At 61.7% G+C, this 21,096-nt stretch carries 16 protein-coding genes and 2 pseudogenes; 9 read left to right on the top strand and 9 right to left on the bottom strand.

The genetic code is table 11. The annotated features are described in order from the left end of the window. Nucleotides 1–337: 337 nt before the first annotated feature. Nucleotides 338–2,629 (bottom strand): LamG-like jellyroll fold domain-containing protein, encoded by a 2,292-nt coding sequence (locus HDG32_RS05165; RefSeq protein WP_260335733.1) that lies wholly within the window; start codon nucleotides 2,627–2,629, stop codon nucleotides 338–340. Between the two features lie 278 nt (nucleotides 2,630–2,907). Between HDG32_RS05165 and HDG32_RS36200 the strand changes: the two genes are divergently transcribed. Together HDG32_RS36200 and HDG32_RS36195 are read left to right on the top strand one after the other, a co-directional pair. Then, the gene (locus tag HDG32_RS36200; protein ID WP_409340002.1) at nucleotides 2,908–3,153 is read left to right on the top strand and encodes a hypothetical protein; all 246 of its coding nucleotides are present in this window, start codon (nucleotides 2,908–2,910) and stop codon (nucleotides 3,151–3,153) included. Between the two features lie 1,093 nt (nucleotides 3,154–4,246). Then, on the top strand, nucleotides 4,247–4,864 hold the full coding sequence (locus HDG32_RS36195) for a hypothetical protein (protein WP_260335729.1): 618 nt from the start codon (nucleotides 4,247–4,249) through the stop codon (nucleotides 4,862–4,864). A gap of 59 nt (nucleotides 4,865–4,923) precedes the next feature. Here the strand turns inward: HDG32_RS36195 and HDG32_RS05150 are convergent, their stop codons facing one another. The 5 genes and pseudogenes from HDG32_RS05150 to HDG32_RS36190 form a co-directional block, all read right to left on the bottom strand. Continuing rightward, nucleotides 4,924–6,294: a cytosine permease gene (locus HDG32_RS05150; RefSeq protein ID WP_184063969.1), complete on the bottom strand. Its 1,371-nt coding sequence runs from the start codon at nucleotides 6,292–6,294 to the stop codon at nucleotides 4,924–4,926. Then, nucleotides 6,291–8,528, bottom strand: a complete 2,238-nt coding sequence (locus tag HDG32_RS05145) for a PAS domain S-box protein (RefSeq protein WP_184063966.1) — start codon at nucleotides 8,526–8,528, stop codon at nucleotides 6,291–6,293. Before HDG32_RS05145 ends, HDG32_RS05150 begins: the two co-directional genes overlap by 4 nt. A 395-nt stretch (nucleotides 8,529–8,923) precedes the next feature. Further along, nucleotides 8,924–9,232 (bottom strand): annotated as a pseudogene (locus HDG32_RS37175) (ATP-binding protein); the annotation flags it as partial. A 6-nt stretch (nucleotides 9,233–9,238) separates the two neighbouring features. Beyond that, nucleotides 9,239–9,760, bottom strand: coding sequence for an RES family NAD+ phosphorylase (locus HDG32_RS05140; RefSeq protein ID WP_184063963.1), 522 nt, complete (start codon nucleotides 9,758–9,760; stop codon nucleotides 9,239–9,241). Then, nucleotides 9,757–9,975: pseudogene (locus tag HDG32_RS36190) on the bottom strand (DUF2384 domain-containing protein); the annotation flags it as partial. The gene HDG32_RS05140 and the pseudogene HDG32_RS36190, both read right to left, overlap by 4 nt. Before the next feature lie 1,169 nt (nucleotides 9,976–11,144). On the opposite strand from HDG32_RS36190, the gene HDG32_RS05135 reads away from it, so the two are divergent. Genes HDG32_RS05135 through HDG32_RS05125 form a run of 3 tightly spaced genes read left to right on the top strand, consistent with a single transcriptional unit; the run spans nucleotide 11,145 to nucleotide 13,048 of the window. Further along, the gene (locus tag HDG32_RS05135; RefSeq protein WP_184063961.1) at nucleotides 11,145–11,609 is read left to right on the top strand and encodes a hypothetical protein; all 465 of its coding nucleotides are present in this window, start codon (nucleotides 11,145–11,147) and stop codon (nucleotides 11,607–11,609) included. Between the two features lie 10 nt (nucleotides 11,610–11,619). Then, nucleotides 11,620–12,327 carry a P-loop NTPase gene (locus tag HDG32_RS05130; protein WP_184063959.1) on the top strand — a complete coding sequence of 236 codons (708 nt, stop codon included), beginning with the start codon at nucleotides 11,620–11,622 and terminating at the stop codon, nucleotides 12,325–12,327. Beyond that, nucleotides 12,317–13,048 carry a hypothetical protein gene (locus tag HDG32_RS05125; protein WP_184063956.1) on the top strand — a complete coding sequence of 244 codons (732 nt, stop codon included), beginning with the start codon at nucleotides 12,317–12,319 and terminating at the stop codon, nucleotides 13,046–13,048. The genes HDG32_RS05130 and HDG32_RS05125 overlap by 11 nt, the downstream gene beginning before the upstream one ends. A 77-nt stretch (nucleotides 13,049–13,125) precedes the next feature. Here HDG32_RS05125 and HDG32_RS37170 read toward each other — a convergent pair whose 3' ends face one another. The 3 genes from HDG32_RS37170 to HDG32_RS05110 form a co-directional block, all read right to left on the bottom strand. Then, nucleotides 13,126–13,434, bottom strand: a complete 309-nt coding sequence (locus HDG32_RS37170; RefSeq protein WP_184063954.1) for a hypothetical protein — start codon at nucleotides 13,432–13,434, stop codon at nucleotides 13,126–13,128. 1 nt (nucleotide 13,435) lies between these two features. Continuing rightward, nucleotides 13,436–13,822, bottom strand: a complete 387-nt coding sequence (locus tag HDG32_RS37165; RefSeq protein WP_184063951.1) for a ParB/Srx family N-terminal domain-containing protein — start codon at nucleotides 13,820–13,822, stop codon at nucleotides 13,436–13,438. Nucleotides 13,823–14,073: 251 nt separating this feature from the next. Further along, a complete protein-coding gene (locus tag HDG32_RS05110; protein ID WP_184063948.1) occupies nucleotides 14,074–14,907 on the bottom strand; it encodes a DUF932 domain-containing protein in 834 nt (277 codons plus the stop codon). 1,076 nt (nucleotides 14,908–15,983) lie between these two features. Between HDG32_RS05110 and HDG32_RS05105 the strand changes: the two genes are divergently transcribed. The 4 genes from HDG32_RS05105 to HDG32_RS05090 all read left to right on the top strand — a co-directional run bounded on the left by HDG32_RS05105 (nucleotide 15,984) and on the right by HDG32_RS05090 (nucleotide 20,992). Next, on the top strand, nucleotides 15,984–16,904 hold the full coding sequence (locus HDG32_RS05105) for a LysR family transcriptional regulator (protein ID WP_120294171.1): 921 nt from the start codon (nucleotides 15,984–15,986) through the stop codon (nucleotides 16,902–16,904). 94 nt (nucleotides 16,905–16,998) lie between these two features. After that, on the top strand, nucleotides 16,999–18,408 hold the full coding sequence (gene tcuA, locus HDG32_RS05100) for an FAD-dependent tricarballylate dehydrogenase TcuA (RefSeq protein WP_184063945.1): 1,410 nt from the start codon (nucleotides 16,999–17,001) through the stop codon (nucleotides 18,406–18,408). Further along, nucleotides 18,395–19,609 carry a tricarballylate utilization 4Fe-4S protein TcuB gene (tcuB, locus tag HDG32_RS05095; RefSeq protein WP_311539596.1) on the top strand — a complete coding sequence of 405 codons (1,215 nt, stop codon included), beginning with the start codon at nucleotides 18,395–18,397 and terminating at the stop codon, nucleotides 19,607–19,609. The genes tcuA and tcuB overlap by 14 nt, the downstream gene beginning before the upstream one ends. A 66-nt stretch (nucleotides 19,610–19,675) precedes the next feature. Then, the gene (locus tag HDG32_RS05090; protein ID WP_120294168.1) at nucleotides 19,676–20,992 is read left to right on the top strand and encodes an MFS transporter; all 1,317 of its coding nucleotides are present in this window, start codon (nucleotides 19,676–19,678) and stop codon (nucleotides 20,990–20,992) included. Nucleotides 20,993–21,096: the final 104 nt, after the last annotated feature.

The raw sequence follows: 21,096 nt of genomic DNA, 5'->3' as shown, positions 1-21,096 counted from the left end.
AAAGCGGCCCATTGCCGGTATGCGGCGAGCGTGGCGACGGCCACAACTCACCCGGCTGGCAAAGCCGCCTGCCGCGTCTGCCGGTTCCACGGCGTGATCTGCCAGCGCAGCGCAGCATGCGTTGCACTGCGCGCAGCGCGCACACCCCTGTTCCGGCCGCAGTCATAGCCAACGAACGACGACGCAGCGCTCATCTGTGCTGTGCTGAGCCCGTTGGCATCAGGCACTCGCGGTCCGTACACCACGCCGACACTGGCGCCCGTGGTCTGCCCCAATTGGCCATTTTCCTGAAGCCGATCGCACCGGCTCGCGAAAAGCCGGTGCGATGCTACCTACCTCAGGACGAGGCGAGCGTGGCGATGTCGCTGGCGCTCATGGCGCCGTTATAGACACGGAAGTCGTCGATCAGACCGCTGAAATACGGGTCATTAAATTGTGAACGTCCCAGCCAGTTGTTCGTCGTACCTCGCAATTGGAACGGCGAAAGTGACATCGAGGTATTGGTTCCGACAACGGCTCCATTGACGTACAACGTGCCAGTCGCACCGGACAGCGTCACCGCGACATGCACCCATTGCGACATCGGCAGCGCCGCAGTGCCGTCGATACGTTGCTCGGCATTCCCACCGCCGCTGTCCGTAATCGCAAACCGCACCTTGCCGCTATCGCTTCGCGGTGTCAAAAACATGTAACGAGTGCTGTTGTTGCCAAAGTCGAAAATACGCTGCCAATTCGAGGAGCCATTCCAGTACACCCAGGCCGCGATGGTGAAGTCGTTGATGCCTGAGATGAAGCCGGCCGGCAGGGTGACATAGGCGCCGCTCCCGTTGAGCTGCACGGCGGTGTTGTGCTTGCCGGCCGCCCATGTTGCGCCGCCGAGCAGCGTGCCGTTATTGCCATTGCCCGTCGCATCGGAGGCGGTGGTGCCGCTCCCCTGGTCGAAAGTCAGGTTGGTGTATAGCAGCGTGCCACTCACGCCCATCGCTTCGCTTGACTGCGTCGTTTCGCCGGACGGCGTGATCGCGGTCACCACATAGTAGTAAGCGCCTGCGGGCAGGTTGGCGTCGGTATACGTCAGAAGATCGGAAATACCGCTCGCGGCAAGCGTGTAGGGGCCGCCGGACGTCGTGCTCCGGTAGACGTTGTAGCTGGTCGCATAGGCGGTTCCCCACCAGGACAGGACGATCTGGCCGGCTATCGTCGGCGCGGTCAGGCCCGAGGGCGGAGTCCCTTGAGCAATGGGGTCGCGCTGGAAGGTCAAGGTGCCATAGCCCAACTGATCAGAATTGCCGCCAGTGCCGAGTCCGCCTTCCGGTGAGTGCGAGGTCGCAAACTTCTGACAGTATGGAGCGGCAATGCCTTTCCGGTTGACGTAATGGTTGTAAATCAGCGCCCATTCCGGCCGGGTGCTGCCCTGAGCTGCGGTCGAAAAGACGGTGTCGTACGCACTGTTGGTAGGGCAGTAATAGGGGGCGAACGGCACGGAATAGTAGGTCGTGCCTGACTGGATGAGGTTGCCCTTCGCGACGTATTCGCTGGCGGCCAAGGCCCGGTTGTTGTCGTAGCCGTACAGGTCGGTGCCCTGGTTCCACGCCATTTCGCAGATGGAACCCAACATGGCAATGCTGAGTGTATCGTGTCCCTGGTCGCGCCCAGCCTCCTGGGTCTGGCCCAGATAGCCAGGATGAAGGTGAACGACCAGATTCTCGATAGCGCCGTTGCCAACGCCTTGCTGGAAGTAGCTGATCGCCTGGTTGAAGATCGTCTGGTTGTCGCAGAGGACACCTACCGCTAGAACCATTGCGGTGGCGAGGAGATCCCAGCTTGCGTAGACGGCGAGGGCCGCGCCAGTCCCGCTGGCGACACCTCCGTTCAACGGATAAAACACGTTGAGCATCATGTTCTGGAACGCCGCGAAGTCCGCCGGCGCCCAGCCCGGGTAGTCACGCATCAATTCTGCGGCGTTGGCGAACTCGTAACCCTGGAGCCCCGCCCGCAAGAAGCCGCCGTAGTTACCGTTGGACACGGCGATTTGCGTCAGCGTCGACGCCCAGGCGTTCATGATGGCCACCGCCGTATTGGCGGCCGTCGTGTCTCCGGCAATCTTCCAGCGCAACGCGTTGGCATAGGCGGCGGCGACGTCGTTGTACAGATACCCGCAATTGTCCGCGTAGCCGGGCATGGCATTATAAATGACCGCTTGGGGACTGGGCTTCCATGACGTGCTGGCGTAAGGGCTTGTGAGCATCAGGTTCCAGGTGTCGATCCACGGCGAAGCCTTGGCTGCCACCTTCTGGGCCATCCGGTTCAGATCGGCTTGCGTATGGAGCAGCCCGGGATGGACGAATGAACTGCTTCCAGACGGTCCGTTTACGATTGCCTGTGCGTTTGCGACTGCCTGCTGGCTGCGCGCTGCACTCGCTGCTCCCGTATCGCTGTCGGACCCCGAGCCGGCGCCGCATCCCGTCAGAGCAAGCGCTCCGAGTCCCTGCAGGAAGTTGCGGCGCGACATGTTGCTTTTTAGGGACGACAACACGTCGAACAGGGCGCCTCCCTCGTCGCCCCGACCGATTTCTGCCGCTGCGTATTCCGTTATCGTTTGAGTCGCGTCTTGATTCGGTTTTTTCATAGACACCTTCCTTTTTGGTGATGCAGTGGGACAGCGATAGATAGAGTCCAAAGCTCGCCTGGACTTTGATGTTGGAGCCGGCGCATGCCGGGCACGAAAGGACGTGTGAGACAAACCGACCCGAATGCTGACCTGACCAATCGACGCACAGCACGCACAAGCGCGCTTCTCGACGAGATAAGGCGCACCTCGCGCGTGGAAAGAATTGATGGCGCTGATTGCACCGCACGCGCAAGCCTGGGCGAAGGGCCACCCCGCCGTTTGCCGTCGGAGCGTTGATGCGCATAAATGAGCACACGCCACTGAGCCCTGACGCCTATACGCTTAAAGAAGGCACGGCGGTTGATGCGATGCTGATTGCCACGCCGTGTTCGACGACGAACAAGGGCGGCGAGCGCGGCCCTGAGATGCATCAGACCAAGACCTGGCGCTTCGGCGCGACGTGCCGTATTGACGTGGACGCCGACTTGGAGCTGGCGCATACGGTCGTGGGCACGACGGCCAACGTTCGCAAAGCGACGTAAACTCATGCACCGGTGCGGCGATGGTGCGCAGATCGCTGAATGACACCTCGCTTTGCTCATCGCCGCAAGGCGATTTCCGAGCGCGGCGCCAGGGAAGCCGCATATAACCGGATGGAACTCCAAGGAACGCTCCAAGGTTCGGTGAAGCGTTAAGCAAACGTTTGCATATGTGCTTACGGCACATTGTTACGTTTCTGAAGGTTTGCGGTTGTAAGGATTTCCTGCTTGTTGAGTGGCGTGCGGGATCGGCAGTGGGTGAAAGTGTCGGCGCCCATGTCCCCCCTTGTAGCGCCACCGCTTGTGTCAAACCCTCCTGTCGCAAGATCTCTGCGCGAATCGGGTCGAGCTGGGTTTTGTGTGGAAACTGTATTTCATCGGGACGTGATTACGGCATCGCTAAGCAACTGATTCCATTGGGTGCGTTGTGTCAGACTCTGTTGTTCGTTTACCTGAGTAAGTAGCGAGGAATTCCTTGTGCAGTAGTGCTACGGATTAGGTAGCCACATTCGACGCCGGCCGCGTAGAAGACGCTGGTCGCTACCGCCGACATCCGATCGTCTCGACGCAGCTGTACCAACTCTCCTTCCGCTCTCATCGTGAACTCCACTGGATACAGACGCGAAATGAAATCTCAAACTCCATGGAATCAAGGTAGACGGACGACGAAAATAAAACCATCGTACGAACGGTCGCTGCAGTCCTCCGTGGGCAAAACGCGCTCATACTTTCGGATGCATAGAGGCGTCCATGGGCGAGTGTTCGAGTCTTGGCGGCGATGTGACGGGAGCCGTCACGGTAAGCGCGTCGTACGCAGGTATGAGACGGCATTTCTAATGGTTGATGGATGGAGCGGCGGCGAGGTACTTTAGCGTCATGAGCGCGCCGAGCACTTGCCGTGCGACGAGACCGCGCACATGGCCGTAGTACCCTTCAAAGCTGCCGTTGACTTCCCGCCGGCTCCGAGGTCCGAAGTGGGTCGTCTGGCGACGTTCGTCCGTCGCTAACGTGCTTTATTTTCCGTTTTCTGAAGCGCCCCCGATTACCGCTGATGCCGTAGTCGCATCGGCCAGTCGCGCGGAGGCACGGAGGCGACATGACATTGAAAGCGCAGTGGTACCGGGACAGGCTCGCGAAAAAAAGCCGCAAGGGCTTCTGCGGCTACCCGGTCGCAACGGTGGCCTTCTATGGGCCCGATGACAGGCGGGCGACAAAGGTTGCGGTCGGCGTCGTCGCGTACGAAGGCGCGGATTCTGATCCTGTTGAGCGGTGGTTCTGTGAAACGTCCGATGCGAGAACCGATCCGGAAAGCACCGAAGCAGTCGTCCGGTTCATTGAACAGCATGGTGCGCGCTCGGTCGTCGCCGTCGATCGCATCATCGGGTGCCCCCGCAGGAGGAAGGCATCGACTATCCGGAAGGCGAAATCTGTCCGCAGTGTCCGTTCTGGAGCGGCCGTGACCGGTGGAGCGGCGAGTTCATCAGGTGAGTCCGATGGGGTGCTCTCACTGATACGCGGGGCGGAGAGCGTCGAGGCTGGCGTGACCATGCTTCGGGTGCAGCGCTGCAGCACGTCGCGCACCGGCGTGCCGTTGGCCTTGTATGCCGACCTGTCTGCCGTGGACCTGCCGCGCGAACCTTGCTGCAGGCAGCGCAAGGTGCAGGATCACTACGCAAGTCCAATTCCGGCGGCACGTGGCCGTACCTTGGTATAGCTGCGCCAGCCTGGCAGCCTGGCTGAAATATTCGACGAAGACGACTGCGCGCTCCTCGGTCATGACGGTCCCTTCTCGGCCACAAGAGCTGCGCTTTCCACGTTTCCGGCGCATTGAAACTCGGGTACCACCGCAGGCCGAAGCCCGGCCTTGGCCAACGCCCAATAGACCGCGAAACCGACGACGAAGGCGTAGAGCCCCGCGGGATGATTGGCAGCGACCAAGGCTGCGGGCACGCCGGGGATGTGGTTGAGAATTCCGACGATGAACCCGAGCGCCCAGGCGATGTACCCGGCCCAGTTGATGCCCGCACGCGGACCGGACCAGCGCTTGCCCGCGAGCAGGTAGTCGGCGGCCATCGCGCCGCAAATCGGCCCGAACGAAGCGCCCACGATGACGAAAAAGCCGATGAGATTCTGCGCTGCGTGCGTGACGGCCAGCAGCGCGCCGATCGTGACACCGACCAGCGTCGAGGCCGTCTTCGGGATTCGCGGCAGCATCGTCGCGAAGCTGTTGGAAGCGATGAACGCGCAGAAGCACGTGGGCACGACGGTCGCGGCCGCGAAAAGGAAGAACATGATCGGTGCGACGTCTCCCACGCTGGCGATTGCGTCAGCGTAGTCATAGCTGGTGCCGCCTCTGCCATGCATTCCCGCAATCGACAGCAAAGGCAATGCGCCGGCGACGACGATCGCGAGTGCGATTCCGACGAGCCCGCCGCGCACGATATCCCGTCGATCGCGGTTGTTCATTCCGAAGTCTGCCCCTGCAGCTCCGGCGGCGGCGGAAAAGCCGATCACGATTTCGAGCACGGCAGCAAACCCGCGCCAGGGATGATGCTCCTTCGGATGGAAGTTCGGCACGCCGCCGACGGTGGCGACGGCGACGATGACGATCATGACGAGTGGCACCCAGTTCAGGAACTGCGCCGCTCGCGCCACGTAGGAAATCCCTTTGATCGCGACGAACGCGAAGCCATAGGCCCACAGCACGGCCACGACGGTGAACAGGACCGCGGACGTCTGGTGCAGGCCCTTCATGATGAAATCGGTCGCCACGTAGGTAGCGACGGCAAACCAGCCAAGCTGCAACAGACCCATCAGCAGACCGGGCACCAGGTACCCGCCGCGTGTCCCGAACGTAGAAGTGCCGACGATGTACAACGGCCGCCCGGTCTGCATGCCCAGCATTGCCGGCGCGTAGTAGTAAAGGCCGAAGCAAAGCAAGCCCGCGGCGATCAGTGCGACAACCGCAAGGCCCAGGGCCATCTGGCTGATCGTTCCATTTGCGAGCTGCAGGTAGAACCCGACCCACAGGAAGATGCCCGCGTACGACGGCGCCGTGTTCTTGTACCAAGGCTCGCGATCGCCGGGCGGCCTCGGGACCGAGGCTCGCACGTATTCGGGTAGAGCGTTCGACATGGCGTTCATGAGTATCCATCCTCGGTTACCGGCAGCCAGAACTGGAAAACCGCGCCGTGAGGCTTGTTCGCGCTCGCGCACAGCCGCCCGCCGTGCGCCTCCACGATCGAGCGGCTGATCGACAAGCCGATGCCCAGGCCTTCCGTCTTCGTCGTGTAGAACGCCTCGAAGACGTGTTCGGCGCTTCCGGGGTCGAGCCCGGTACCCGCATCGCGGACCTCGACCACCACGGCCTTGTCGCCGTCTCGCCGCGAAACAATGGTCAACCGGCGCGGACGGTCGTGAATGTCGCTCATCGCGTCGATCGAGTTCACGATCAGATTGAGAAGCACCTGCTGCAGCTGAACCTGGTCACCGACGACCGGAGGCAGCTCTGCCTCGAGCCGGGTGCGAACGACGACGTCGCGGCTGCGCAACTCCTGTGCCGTGAGCGCGAGCACCTCCAGGACGTTCTGGTTGACGTCCAGCCGATCCTTGTGTGGATCCTCACGCTTCGTGAGCGCGCGAATCCGCGCGATGACCTCGCCCGCCCGCTTGGCGTCGGCGACGATGTTGTCCAACGACGCCCGCGCCCTCGCCGTGGCGGGCGGCTCGGCCGCGAGCCAGCGCGCGCATGCGCCGGCGCTCATGGCCATCGCTCCCAGCGGCTGGTTGACCTCGTGAGCGATCGACGCCGTCAGCTCGCCGAGCGTCGTCAGCCGCGACACTCGAGCGAGCTCGGTGCGCGCCGCCTGCAGCGCGTCGTCCTTTGCCCGCAGCGCCTTCTCTGCCAGCTTGCGCTCGCTGATGTCGCGGGCGAGCGACAGGCGATAGAGGTCGTCGCCCTGCTGGAACCGGCGGACGCGGATTTCGACCGGGAACGCGACACCGTCCTTGCGTCGGTGCAGCGTCTCGAAGGTGACGGTTTCGCCGGCGGCGACGCGCTCCCCCAAGCGGATGATCGAGGTCTCGTCGAGACCGACGTCGAAAGCGCTCGGCTGCATCCCGATCAGCTCGTCCCGGCTGTAGCCGAGGCTCAAGCACGCCTGGCGGTTGACGTCGACCACCGTCAGCCGCTCATCGTGGAGGAAGAACGCGTCGGTCGCATGGTCGACGAACGTGCGAAAGCGCGCTTCGCTCGCGCGCAGGTTTTCCTCGGCGCGCTTGCGTTCGGTGATGTCGCGCACAACGGAGAGGATGAGGTTCTCGCCGCGATCGGATATGCCGGAATTCGTCACCTCGACCGGGATCCGGCGTCCGCTGCGGTGCAGGTCGACAGCCTGGAAGGTCGCGTTGCCATGCTGGGCGATCTCATCGCGAACGACCTGCCCGGAGAGGCCGCGGACTTCCGGTGCCTGCAGGTCGGATACCGTCATCTTCAGCAATTCGTCGCGCGAGTAGCCGAGGAGCGTGCAGGCTCGCTCGTTGACCTCGAGGATCTCGTCGCGATCGTTCTCGAGGAATATCGGGTCGTAGGCCTTCTCGAACAGGGTTCGGTAGCGTTGCTCGCTTTCGCGCAACTCGTGTTCCGCGTGCTTGCGCTCGGTATTGTCAATGAGCGTACCCAGCACACCGATCCTGCCGCCGTAAGTGATGCGGCGGCCATAAACTTCGACCGGAAATTCCGAGCCGTCCTTGCGCAACCCGCAGAACTCGTAGCGAAGCTCGTCGACCTCGCCATCCAGGCGCCGACGCATGTTCTCCTCCACGAGCGGGCGGTCGGTGGGGCAGGCCAGATCGCGTGTACCGAGCCCGTTCACGATTTCATCGGCCGTGTACCCGAACATCTTCGCAAAGGCCGGGTTCACGTACGAGAAGCGCTCCATGTACGTAAGGTAGATGCCGGTCAGCGATGATTCCGCCAGCACGCGGAATCGCTCATCGCTCGCCTGGAGAGCGAGCTCGACGCGCCGCCGTGCGCCGCTGAATTCGACGAGCAACGCACCCAGGCCGATGAATATGACGAAGCCCAGCGTGTATTCCGGCGGCAGGTGGAACGAATCGGCAGGCGGGATGAACCAGTACAGGATGCCCGCCACGCAGGCCAGCAACGCGACCAGCCCAGGCCCGCGACCGCCGAACCATCCGCTCAGGACCACCGCCGCGAGCGGAAGCTGGTAGATGGCCGTGCCTTCCGGCGCTGGAAGCGCCCCGCGGATGACGAGCGCCAGGCCCGCCAACGCCAGGGCAAGGCCATAGCGCTTGAGCGTCTGCGGCCTCTTTCGCGGGGCATTGAGCGCCAGGCCCATCAACTTGCCGTCCATCAGGCCCTGCCTTTCCGATGCCAGGTGACGCCTGAAGAATAGCGCGCGAGGTCGTGGTGGGTTTCCGCTTGCGGGCCTGTCTCCGAAAGGCGCTGCGGAGCATATCCGCGCGTGATCGCCCTGATCGTCGCGTTCGAAGGAATCAGATCGTGAGCCATGCAGGAACTCCGATGCGCAGTCGTCCAAAATTCTGTTACTTCAGACGCTCCCGAGGGAAGCCCGGAGCGCTCTTGAGCTGCCGTCTCCCGGCACCCGACCGGCGCGAAGCGCTGTCGAGCGGCAACCTGGCTTCGATGCCGCCTTCGCGTGCGGGCTGTGCCCGCTTCACGCCGGGTGTCACGGGGTGGCGTAAAGGAGCCAGGACAAACGCGCAGAATGCGCAGATTCGAACGGCTTCAAGAATGCGGTTTTTTGCCCGATTTGGCAACCGCATTTTCGCCGTTTTCCGGCATGGGTTTAGGCTTGCGGAAGCTGTCGCCCTCGATCACGATGCGATAGGCACCGTGGCGTAGCCGGTCGAGGGTGGCGGCACCGAGGATGCGGTTGTCGGGGAACGCGGCGCCCCATTTCGCTGAAGTCGAGATTCGATGTCAGGATCGACGCCGCTCGCTCGTACTTGGCGGCGATCAGGTCGTGGAAGTTCTTCATCGTGAGGCGGATGCAGCGGTTTGAGGGCGAAGTTCATCGATGATGAGCAGGGGCAGGGGTTTCTACGTCCAGGACCGCTGGTCCCGGGGAAGCGAACCCTGTGGATCGTGCATTTCAAGTCGATCCGCCGGCTCCAATTCATCCACGTCAAGGAGCAGGTTCACTCCTTCCGGCAACAGACGTGACCTGAACAGGATCCCTTTCGCACCAGTCGCAATAACTTCGTCACCAATAATCCAGCTTGGCGGCTCGATGCGTTGATTAAACCAGTAACCACGCCAGTCGCAGTGGAAATCTTCCCACAGGGCCGACCACTTGCCGCCGTGATACCCGCTCGTGAAATCGACGACGGGGTCGACGGTCAGCTGGTAACTGACGAGCGTCCCGGGCGGCATCAAGGGAGAGATCTGCTGATATTCCCGGACCGCGGTGTTGACGCCCAGCGCGAGATAGAGGGCATTGAGTCCGATGCGGTTGGCGCGACCACCGTGCCTGCCAGCGCCTGCGCCGCTCGTCGGGGCAACGGCCCACTTCGGTACATGCATCCGGTACGCCGTGACCCCGGATAGGGCTTTGAGGATCATCCTGCGGCGCCTGCCTCGAAGGACGAAACGTAGCGAAGCAGATCGTCAGTCCGGCCGTCCGATACCAACTGCTCGGCCGTCTTGTAATCGAACACAGGTAACGGTTCATTCCGGTACCAGAACAATGCCTGACAGACGTCCCCCGAAATGTCCGTTGCCGCCCGGATCACCCGGAGCGCGTCCCGCAGGAATCGCTGAACGCTCTCTGAGGCATGCGCTGTAGAGGCTAAGTTGTAATGTCCGCTTTTAGCCAGATAGAAATGTCGTGGTTCTGAACGCTGGCATGCTGGTCGGCCCGTTGCGAGATTTCGGAGTCGGCCACGGATCAGCGCCTGGTCGGTCGATTGTGCGACCATGGATCCGAAGGTCTCGTGTCGCGTTGGCGCTCGAAGCCCAACAACAACTGGTCGGACGCGTCGAAAGCCGATCGGGCGCTTTCGATCATCCGCGAACGCTCGGCCGATTTCGGACCGACGCTGTCCTCGACGAATGGCCGGCCTGCAGCAGTGAGCGGGCGAATCGGCGTCGATGGACGAGTGTCGACAAAGGGCGACAAGGCGTAGACGACTTTCGATTTGCGGGTGGACACGTTTGGGCTAAGCCGATGATGGAATATCTTGGTGAAATGGAGGGCAACGGCTTTAGCTAGGCGCGTGTTTCGATCAATCTCACTCACCAAGCCGTTGGCGCCCAAAACCGGCGAAAGCCTATCCTGCCATCACTTTTTGAATCTTGTTTTTCAGGCGTGCAGTTCGCCATTTTCTGCGAGACTGATCCGCTGAGTTTGTGAAGTCACCACTGTGATTCCGTTGACCCTTTGCAGAATTCTGTCGGCGTGTCGGGGCGATTCTGATCATGGAGTCTAGCGCGTCGGTGAGACCGACGGTGTCCGTGTGTCGACTCCCTGCGTAAATATCACGAGGTTGTCGATGCGAGTACGAACACGGCAATGCTGCGGGTCGTATCAACGCATAGCATGAGTCTGACGGGTCGCTGCTCAACGTCGGCCAGATCAAGTTTCCAAGTTTGCGATGTGCGCTCAAACGGCCCGCCGAACTATACGACCATGTTTGCCGGTTTGGTCGCTCTACTTTTCAGGCGCTCCATTCGGAGTTCCTCACTACTTGGCCCCGAGTTCGCAAGCTTTTGGTCCTAAGGCAGCATGCCATTGCGCACCAGTTTGCTTACCCATCAACCCGCGTTTGTGACGAGGCCTCTTGTAAGCGGTTGATCTGCGCAGCACAACGAAAATATTTTTCCGTTCCGTCGGCTCCCTGTGTATTCCGACTTGTTCCGATCGTGCGGCCTAGCCATTGGAAGGGGTATTGACGAGCCTTTTCCCGGTTCTCATGATGGTGACGAAGATGATCCATGGGAGCGAATCGTGCCGGGCGCAAAAAGCTACACACGGGCGCAGTGGGATGGGTTTGTTGGTGCGCTTGATGCGCTACCTGAGAAGCCCCGGAGCGAACAGCGCGTCACGGTGAGCGATGCGATGAAAGAGATTCGGGCGCATATCACCGCCACCCAGGCGAAAGGGTACACGCTTGATGAAATCGTCCAGGAAGCCGGGCGCAACGGGCTCGATGTCAGCATTGGCGCTGTTAAGTATGCGCTGTATCGTCCGGAACCTTCCGGTGCGGCCTCCAGATCGGCCAATCCGCAAGGGAAGAACGAGGCGGGGCCGTTGTCCCGTCAGAAGCGGACTGTAAAGCGAAAGGGCACGCGCGCGGGTGACCGGCATGACGATGCACGACAACCAAGGGGAAGGGAAGTAAGCGAGCCGGGATCAATGGAGATTCAGGACAGGTTCTCGTTCGAGATCCGGCCTGATATCGAAAACCTTTAGGAGGTCGGTCATGGATATAACTCATCCCATTTATCTGGTCGGTGGCAGTAAGGGCGGTGTTGGGAAAAGCATGGTAACGCTCGCGCTGGCTCATTACCTGCAGCGGCAGGACATTCACGCTGTTCTGGTCGAAACCGATACGTCGAATCCCGACGTCATGAAAGCGCTTAGAGACGAGTTCACATGCGCGGCTTATGACCTTGATGATGCGGACGGCTGGATTGGATTCGTCAACTTCTGCGATATGCATCGGGGTGCGGCAGTGATTGTCAATACCGCGGCACGTAATCAGACGGGCGTGACACGATATGGCAGCACACTCGCACGGACACTGGATGAACTGGGGCGAGAACTTGTCGTGCTATGGGTGATCAACCGGCAGCGCGACAGCCTGGAGTTGCTGCATATTTTCGGGCAGACGTTTCCGGATACCGTGACGCATGTCGTTCGCAACGGCTACTTCGGTGCACCCGACAAATTCGCTTTGTATGAGGAGTCTCAGGTTCGCAAAACGATCGAGACGAAGGGCCGCTCACTCGATTTTCCTGATCTGGCGGATCGCGTTGCGGACGAACTACGCAGTCAACGTGACTCGATCCGCAGGGCGGCAGAAACCATGCACATTGGACAGCGGGCGGAGTTGTTTCGCTGGCGGGAGTTGTGCGACGCCATGTTCTCAAAAGTCGTCAGCAGCGAGAGGACGCCCCATGACCAATAGGCGGTCGAAAAAGGTCGATCCGATCATTCACCTGTTTCGCGAGGTGTCCGGCGACGTCCCGGACAGAGCCAGTCTCGCCCGCATGCACCGGGTCTCGAACGCATCGAACCTGCATGACAATGACGCGCTATGGTCGATCATTGCGGTGCTCGAATACTACGCGCGCCTGTATGAGGCCATGCCGGAGCGAATCCGGTGGGCGAGCGAGGGTAGCCTCGAAGCCGCGCGTCGCGAGGTCGGCGGCGCGACCGATGCGCTGATGCAGCAGCACCGGGACGCGCTTGAGCGATGCAAGGCGACGATCCAGTTGGCGGAAAACCTGATGCGGGAGCATGAGGAACGGTACCGGGCAGCACTGGCAGCCCTCAATGAGACTGCCATGATGGCGTTGACCGAGGGTATGGCAAATCAGGTCGCGCGTACGGCGGGTAACCGGCTGATCGGTGCGGCGGCGCTTTCGGCGCGGGAGCAGCGCCAGCGGCTGGAAAGCACAATCCACACGTTCGTTCGGGCGGTTGAAGCAGCGACGGAGCGGGTAGAGGCGATGGCTACAAGGGTGGAAAGGCGTTTCGCGCGCTCGATGTATCGCCTGCTGCTGGTGGGCGGTGCCGTCCTCTGCCTTCTCGCCGCAGGCGGTCTGGTTGGCCGGCGGACGGGATGCCAACCGTCGGCCACGGACTGTCGCGCAGTTCAGTTCCGGTCGGCAGACGGCAGGCCCTGAATGGACTGTGCCGACTGCCTTGCCTGGTTACCGGACGAGCTGGAGCTTACGCCGCCCGCGAGTCAGGTTGCGCGGGGTCAATGCATGTAATCAGTCGGGAAAGGCCACGGCGGCTGATTACTGTCGGTGGCGGGAGGTACTTGCGCGTCCCGCGGCGCGCTGCTGGTGTGCTCGCCGGCGCTCTCCGCATCAGGACCATTGCTGGCGTCTTCGCCGTCCCGTGTATCACCGGTGTTGCCTACAGCATCCGGGTCGCCTTCGTCCTCGTCCTCGTGGACAGCCCAGGAGGGCGTGGCCGGGACTTCGCGATCGGTGAGTATTTCCGGGAGCCATGCAGACTTCGCAAGTCGCAGTTCGGCTGCCGCTGCGGCGTCGACCTTCTTCATCTTACTGAGGTCGGAGGCAACCTTGGGCGACAGGGCAGTGGTCACCACTTCGGCGATGCGCGCTTTGCTGACATGATCGAAATACGAAGCGCGCGTGGGCGTCCAGTATCGCGTCATATCGAGTTGCAGCGCGGTGCTGATGGCGTACCGGCACAGGATAGTCGGCGGTGATATGGCCGTTCGCGTACAGCAGGTCGAGCGCTGCATGACGGCGCTGACCCGCGCGTACGCCGTGTCTGCGCGCCTTGCCACGTGACCCCTTCATTTCGTGTACAACAAGGTTCTGTAACAGGCCCTTCGCGCGGATGTTGTCCGCGAGCGCTGGAATGACCGACAGGGGTTTGGTGCGGGCGTTATGGGGTGAGGTACACAGACTCGAATAGGGCACGGTCGCGACCGGTTGCTCGTTACCGAAATTCGTTTCGAGCAGGGATACGGCAGTGGCTTCCGCTGTTGCTCCGTCGGAAGGCGTTGTACTGGTCTGTGCGATGACTTCGGATTTGCATGATCGACTCCAGAATGACTGACAGAGATCGTCCGGGACACGGTGTTACGGATCACGTCAGGACTGGACCCCGGTAGGTATCCTGATCGCCAATCTGCTGGGAGGGCGGCGATGCACGGTCGCCCCTCCGGTCCTTACGCCTTCATCTGGCGCATTGCATCGGCAAGCATCCAGAGCGCGCGGTTCAGCTTCACGTTCTGATCGATGCCGACGACTGGGCGCGTGGACATGGCCCGACCAGTGCGCGAGCGGCCGTGCAGACCTCCCTTGGTCATGTTTTCCTGAACGCGGTTGAAGACGGTCCAGAGGTCATCACGGTGATCTTCGAAGCGGCGCACGTTGAGCAACTGGCTCCCGGTGATCGGAGCCGGTGTGTTGGCGTCAGTCGGGTCGTAGCGCAGGGCGACGGCGGAGCGGGCAAACGCGTGCTGTTCGTCACGGGTGAGTTTGGCGGCGCGCATGCCGTCCTTCTGCTCGCGGATCAGGTCGAAGCCGTCGAGCACGTCGAATGCACCATTGATGACGTTCTGCACGATGTCGCCCTTGTGCGGCACGCGCACCTCACCCACTGTGTCGCCCGCGACCATGCCGTTTTGACAGACGAACCTGAACGCGCCAGCGAGCATCTGATAGCTGCTGGTGCCATCGTGCGAGTTGAGGAGGATGATCTCGTTGGCTTCCTCGCCAGTAATTTCGTCGGCGTGGCGCATGCGGATCATGTGTTTCGTGAATTCGCGTTTGTCCTGATCGTGCACACGTGTCTGGCACACCATGAAGGGCTGGAAGCCTTCGTTGCGCAGGCCCTTCAGTACATCGATGGTCGGAATATAGGTGAAGCGTTCCGAGCGGCTTTGATGCTTGCCTTCGGCGAAGATGGACGGCGCGATGCGACGGATCTGGTCATCGGAGAGGGGCGAGTCGGAACGAAGCATCGGGGAGCCGTAGCGGAAAGAGGAAGCGAGTTGCATGGCAATCTCCACATCAAGAAGTTGATCGGTGTTGCGCTGACCGGGCTCCAAGATTCCGCCCCGTCGTAGGGGTTGGTTTCATCCTGGTCGAAGCTGGAGGTTGGCTTTGCTGCCGCCAGTCTCCTGAGTTCGTGCCCGTGCGACTCAAGGAGCCGGCGCCGGGCGGCCGTCAAGGAAAGAAGTGAGGGGTGGGTGCGGGACGGAGCGAAGCGCAGGACACGGCCCCGAACGCCTTGACGGCTGTCTGGTGTCGGCTACGGTCGCGGGTTAGGGCGGGAACGGTGGAGACTGGTGGCGGCGAAACTGCGCAGTTGAGCGGAATGAAACGCCGCGCGGCGAGCGCGAATGTGGAGGCCGCGTACGGCCTTCACCTGACTAGTCTTTGAGGGGTAGGTCTCTTTCGGGGATTGACGCTCTGCAGAGTCGAGACGCCCGATGAGGCTTAACGGATGCGCGAAAGCCGATCCAACGGCGCAGGGATATGCTCGGGAGGCTCCTTGCAATCCGAATCGTGATAGACAGCGCTCATCATGGTCGTCAGTCCGGATCCGGCTCGCGGGAGAAAGGGATACGTCGGAAGCAAGGAAAGGGAACGCCGGAACCGGCGCCGAGCGGATCGATCGGCGCAGGAGCGCAGATGTTTCATTGGTTCCCGAGCTTTTGGCGGCGTTGTGCGACCGTCTCAAAGTCGGCCATACCCGACGTTCGGCTGCCGGCGTATGCAAGGCAGCTCTCAGTCCCATTCCCGACTCTCGCATGTCGACGTTTGCGAATGTCGCACTCTCTGCGGGCGAACGCGTACTCACGACCCCAAACGGACGCTCGCGCTAAGCCAGCCAGTGTCCGAAAGCTAGTCAAAAGCAGGCAATGGGTCCAACAGGCGCCGGCGGATTGACGATCTCAGTCGAACCTTCGACCCATTGATGAGGACAGGCAGAAGCTCGACGCCAGGAACAGTCAAGATTCTGAGGTTGCGGCGCCCTAACAATCAGAAAGTTACGCTCCGGGACCCCCATATTTTGCCTTTTCCCGTTGCCCTGCGAGAATGCAGCCCATGCACAGGCTCCGGAGATCGCATGGAATTGCGACAGTTACGATATTTCGTCAGCGTCGTGGAGCACGGAAGCATGGGCAAGGCGGCGCTCGAACTCGGCGTGGTCACATCCGCGCTGAGCCAGCAGATCAGCCGGCTGGAGAGTGAGCTATCGACCCGTCTGCTGCAGCGCACGTCTAGCGGCGTTGTCCCAACCGACGCTGGGCTCGCGTTCTGGCGGCAAGCGCAGCTTGCACTGCGTCATGTCGACGATGCAGCGCTCGCCGCCCGCCAGGCCCGTCTTTCGGGCCATGTGAGCGTAGGCCTCGCACCGAGCACGACGGGCGTACTGGGCCTAGCCTTCATGCAGGCGATGCGCAAGCGCTACCCCGACGTCCGGCTGCGCATGGTCGAGAGTTTGTCGGGGTATCTTGCTTCCATGCTTGGCGCGCGACAGATCGATCTCGCGATTCTGTTCCACGAGGAGCCGGCCCAGCATTGGAGCGTCATACCGTTGCTTGACGAGCGGCTGTTCGTCATCGGAGCCAGCACGCTTCACGGCATGCCTGCCGGATCACAAGTCCACATCGCGAAGCTCGGCGAACTGCCGCTCATTCTGCCGAGCGGATCACACGGCCTGCGCGCGCTGCTAGCCGCCTCATTCAAGCGCGCAAGGTACGAGCCGCGTATCGTCGCCGAAGTCGATGGCCTTGCCATGCTGATGGACGCGGTACGCGCCGGGCTGGGGGCAACGATCCAACCCGGCGCGGCGCTGGCGCGCCCCGAGAACGCGGCTCTCGCGAGCGTCCAGATCGCGGATGCCGACGCGAGAAGACCGAATTTGATCGTCAGCGTGTCCGATGACGAGTTGTCTCCCGCTGGGCTCGCTGCGCGGGTCGTGCTTGCCGATGTCGCCCGGGCGGTCGTAGCCGAAGACCGCTGGCCTGGCGCGACGCTCCGCTAGACACCCTTCACGAAACCTGAAGCCCCCTTGCCGCTTTGCTGATGGCGGCGGGTGTCGTTGCCTCCTACAGTTCGTCTCAAAGGAGACAACTGAGATGATCGACGTTCTCATCATAGGCGGCGGCAATGCAGCGCTATGCGCCGCCCTCATGGCACGCGAAGCCGGCGCCTCCGTGCAACTGCTCGAATCGGCACCCCGAGAATGGCGCGGCGGCAACTCCCAGCACACACGCAATCTGCGCTGCATGCACGATGCGCCCCAGGATGTGCTGGTCGACGCCTATCCCGAAGAAGAATACTGGCAGGACCTGCTCAAGGTCACTGGCGGGCTGACGAACGAGCATCTGGCGCGTCTCGTCATCCGTGCGTCGTCCAGTTGCCGGCCGTGGATGCGGAAGCACGGCGTGCGGTTCCAGCCACCCCTGTCAGGTGCGTTGCATGTGGCCCGCACCAACGCGTTTTTCATGGGCGGCGGCAAGGCGCTGGTCAATGCGTATTACCGCGGCGCTGAAGCGCGAGGCGTCCAGATTCGCTATGACACCCCGGTCGACGCGATCGAGCTCGATGGCGACCGGTTCGTCGCAGCGAGAAGCGGCAAACAACGTTTTGAAGCACGCGCGTGCGTGCTGGCAGCCGGCGGCTTCGAATCCAATCGCGAATGGTTGCGAGAGGCCTGGGGCCAGAATGAACGCGGCGAGTGGCCCGCGGACAACTTCCTGATTCGCGGCACCCGCTTCAACAAGGGCGTCTTGCTGAAATTCATGATCGATGCGGGCGCGGATGCAATCGGCGACCCCTCGCAATCGCATTGTGTGGCAATCGACGCGCGCGCGCCTTTGTATGACGGTGGAATCTGCACCCGGATCGATTGTGTATCGCTCGGCGTAGTCCTTAACCGCGACGCGAAGCGCTTCTATGACGAGGGCGAAGACTTCTGGCCAAAGCGGTACGCGATCTGGGGCCGCCTTGTGGCGCAGCAGCCCGACCAGATCGGCTACTCGATTATCGATGCCAAGGCCATCGGGCGATTCATGCCGCCGGTCTTCCCGGGTGAAAGATCCGACACGCTTCCAGAACTCGCCCGAAAACTGAAGCTGCCCGAGTCAACCTTCGTCAAGACGATCGACGCATACAACGCCGCGTGCAGGATCGGAACGTTTGACCATACTGCGCTCGATGACTGTCACACCGAAAACCTGCAGCCACCGAAGACTCACTGGGCACGTCCGATCGATACGCCACCCTTCTATGGCTATGCATTGCGGCCCGGCATCACGTTCACGTACCTCGGGCTCAAGGTCAACGACAAAGCGCAGGTGCATTTCGGCGGCCGGCCAAGCGACAACCTTTTCGTAGCAGGCGAAATGATGGCCGGCAATGTGCTCGGCAAGGGTTATACGGCGGGCGTCGGCATGTCAATCGGCACCGCTTTTGGACGCATTGCGGGCGCTGAAGCGGCAGAGGCCGCTACCCAACACAATGGAGTTCACCGTGCACAAGCTTGAAGCACTGGCTCGCGAGGCTCAGGAACTCGCGTCGGCTCCCTCCGGTATCCATCGCTCCATGAGCGAGCTGCCGTCTCCGGTCATTCGCGTTCTTCCGTTGACCGACAACGAAGCTGAAGTCGCAAGACAGATGCAGATATGCAATGCCTGTCGCTATTGCGAAGGGTTCTGCGCCGTCTTTCCGGCCATGACACGTCGACTTGAGTTTGGAAAGGCCGACGTCAACTATCTGGCGAACCTCTGCCACAACTGCGGCGCGTGTTACCACGCATGCCAGTACGCTCCGCCGCATGAGTTCGCGGTCAATGTACCAAAGGCGATGGCTCAGGTTCGGATAGAGACCTACGCCGAATACGCATGGCCGTCCTTTATGGGCGCGCTTTACAAGCGCAACGGCCTGACCGTCTCGCTCGCGCTTGCAGCCGGTCTCGCGTTTTTCCTCATTCTCGGTGTCTGGCTGAAAGGGTCACTCACCGGCGAGCGCATGGGCGGAAACTTCTATGCTGTGTTCCCGCACAACCTGCTGGCTGCGCTTTTTGGAGCGGTATTCGGCTTTGCGATCCTTGCACTCGGAGCCGGCGTGACGCGATTCTGGCGTGATGTGTCCGCCGGGACGGCGGCCTCGGTTCCCGCCGTCGCCGAGGCGACGAAGCATGTGCTTGGACTCACTTACCTCGACGGCGGGCATGGAGACGGCTGCAATGAATCGAACGACGCGTTCACACTCGCACGTCGCCGCTTTCACCATTTCACGTTCTACGGCTTCATGCTGTGCTTCGCGGCCACCGTCGTCGCGACCTTCTATCACTACGCGCTCGGACTACACGCTCCCTACGCATTGTTCACCCTGCCTGTGCTCCTCGGCACCGCGGGCGGGATTGGCCTGCTCATTGGCCCGGCGGGGCTGCTATGGCTCAACCTGCGCCGCCACCCGAATCACGGCGATCCGAAGCAGCGACCCATGGACAGAGGCTTCATTGCGCTGCTCCTGCTCGCCAGTGCAACCGGGCTGGCGCTTCTGGCCTGGCGCGACACCGCTCAAATGGCATGGTTGCTCGCGGCACACCTGGGCGTCGTCATGGCCCTCTTCGCCACGCTGCCGTACGGCAAATTTGCCCACGGAGTCTATCGATCGGCCGCACTCCTGAAGTCGTCGATAGAAAAGCGACAAGCTAATACCCTGCAAACCGGGTCCGACTGACCGCAAACCGGTCGAACGCTGTCGACCGGCCGTCATGCCATAAAAATACATCCATGGAGACAAATCATGAATCCCTCATCGTTGGCGGTGCAAGACCCGCTTGGCGCTCGCACATCAAAGTTCAGCGCAGTCCTGCGCGTCACCAGCGGCAACTTCCTGGAACAGTTCGACTTTTTTCTTTTCGGCTTTTACGCTACGCAGATCGCGAGGGTGTTCTTCCCGTCCAGCAGCGAGTTCGCATCGCTGATGTTGACGTTTTCGGCCTTTGGGGCGGGGTTCCTGATGCGCCCACTCGGCGCCATTGTGCTTGGGGCGTACATCGACGAAGTCGGCCGCCGCAAGGGCCTCATCGTGACGTTGTCGATCATGGCGAGCGGCACGATCCTCATTGCATGCGTGCCGGGGTATGCGACGATCGGGATGCTCGCGCCTGCACTGGTTCTGGCGGGACGACTTCTGCAGGGCTTTTCGGCCGGCGCCGAACTCGGCGGCGTCTCGGTGTACCTTGCTGAAATGGCGTCCCCTGGCCGCAAGGGCTTTTATACGAGCTGGCAATCGGCGAGCCAGCAGGTCGCCATCGTGGTCGCAGCAGCGCTCGGCTACTTGCTGAATAGCTGGATGACGGCACACGAGATCGGCGCGTGGGGTTGGCGTATTCCGTTCTTTATCGGCTGTGCGATCGTGCCGTTCATTTTCGTCCTGCGGCGCTCATTGCAGGAGACGGAGGAGTTCAAGAAGCAGCGCCATCATCCGCGCGTCGGCGAGGTGTTTCGAACGATGCTGGCGAACTGGCGCACCGTCTTTGCAGGCATGCTGCTCGTCGCGATGACGACCACCACGTTCTACCTGATCACCGTGTACACCCCGACTTTCGGCAAGGCGGTGTTGAAGCTCACGACGGCGGACAGCCTGCTGGTCACTATTTGTGTTGGCATATCCAACTTTATCTGGCTGCCGATCGGCGGTGCGCTGTCGGATCGTATTGGGCGCCGGCCGATCCTGATCGCGATCACACTGCTTGCCATATGCTCGTCATACCCCGCTCTTTCCTGGTTGGCGGCCGCGCCAAGCTTTGGCCGAATGCTCGCGGTGCTTCTGTGGTTGTCGTTCTTTTTCGGGATGTATAACGGCGCAATGGTCGCGGCTCTGACTGAAGTCATGCCGGTCAACGTTCGCGTCGCTGGTTTCTCGCTCGCTTTCAGCCTTGCAACCGCCGTCTTTGGCGGATTTACTCCCGCCGTGTCGACCTATCTCATTCAAGTGACCGGCGACAAGGCGGCGCCCGGTTATTGGTTGAGTTTCGCAGCCGTATGCAGCCTCGTCGCGACGCTTGTGCTCTATCGACGAGGCGGTGCAGCGGAGCGATCGGCGACCGTCGCTTGACGAGTCGCGCAAGGCACGCGTCTCGTCGCCTGGCCCGCAGAGCGGCGGGATGAAAATGCATATGCGCCCCGCTCCCAAAGATTCGGTTCCAACAACCCTTGCTC

Source organism: Paraburkholderia sp. CI2, assembly GCF_014201055.1.
Taxonomy (GTDB): Bacteria; Pseudomonadota; Gammaproteobacteria; order Burkholderiales; family Burkholderiaceae; genus Paraburkholderia; species Paraburkholderia tuberum.
This window is presented reverse-complemented; position numbering and strand designations above follow the sequence as displayed.

Bases quoted from the DNA above. Each gene is read 5' to 3' on its own strand.
- HDG32_RS05145 (WP_184063966.1), bottom strand. From the start codon at position 8,528: ATGGACGGCAAGTTGATGGGCCTGGCGCTCAATGCCCCGCGAAAGAGG.
- HDG32_RS05125 (WP_184063956.1), top strand. From the start codon at position 12,317: ATGACCAATAGGCGGTCGAAAAAGGTCGATCCGATCATTCACCTGTTT.
- HDG32_RS36195 (WP_260335729.1), top strand. From the start codon at position 4,247: ATGACATTGAAAGCGCAGTGGTACCGGGACAGGCTCGCGAAAAAAAGC.
- HDG32_RS36200 (WP_409340002.1), top strand. From the start codon at position 2,908: ATGCGCATAAATGAGCACACGCCACTGAGCCCTGACGCCTATACGCTT.
- HDG32_RS37170 (WP_184063954.1), bottom strand. From the start codon at position 13,434: ATGAAGAAGGTCGACGCCGCAGCGGCAGCCGAACTGCGACTTGCGAAG.
- HDG32_RS05090 (WP_120294168.1), top strand. From the start codon at position 19,676: ATGAATCCCTCATCGTTGGCGGTGCAAGACCCGCTTGGCGCTCGCACA.
- HDG32_RS05130 (WP_184063959.1), top strand. From the start codon at position 11,620: ATGGATATAACTCATCCCATTTATCTGGTCGGTGGCAGTAAGGGCGGT.
- HDG32_RS05165 (WP_260335733.1), bottom strand. From the start codon at position 2,629: ATGAAAAAACCGAATCAAGACGCGACTCAAACGATAACGGAATACGCA.
- HDG32_RS05105 (WP_120294171.1), top strand. From the start codon at position 15,984: ATGGAATTGCGACAGTTACGATATTTCGTCAGCGTCGTGGAGCACGGA.
- HDG32_RS05110 (WP_184063948.1), bottom strand. From the start codon at position 14,907: ATGCAACTCGCTTCCTCTTTCCGCTACGGCTCCCCGATGCTTCGTTCC.
- HDG32_RS05140 (WP_184063963.1), bottom strand. From the start codon at position 9,760: ATGATCCTCAAAGCCCTATCCGGGGTCACGGCGTACCGGATGCATGTA.
- tcuA (WP_184063945.1), top strand. From the start codon at position 16,999: ATGATCGACGTTCTCATCATAGGCGGCGGCAATGCAGCGCTATGCGCC.
- HDG32_RS05150 (WP_184063969.1), bottom strand. From the start codon at position 6,294: ATGAACGCCATGTCGAACGCTCTACCCGAATACGTGCGAGCCTCGGTC.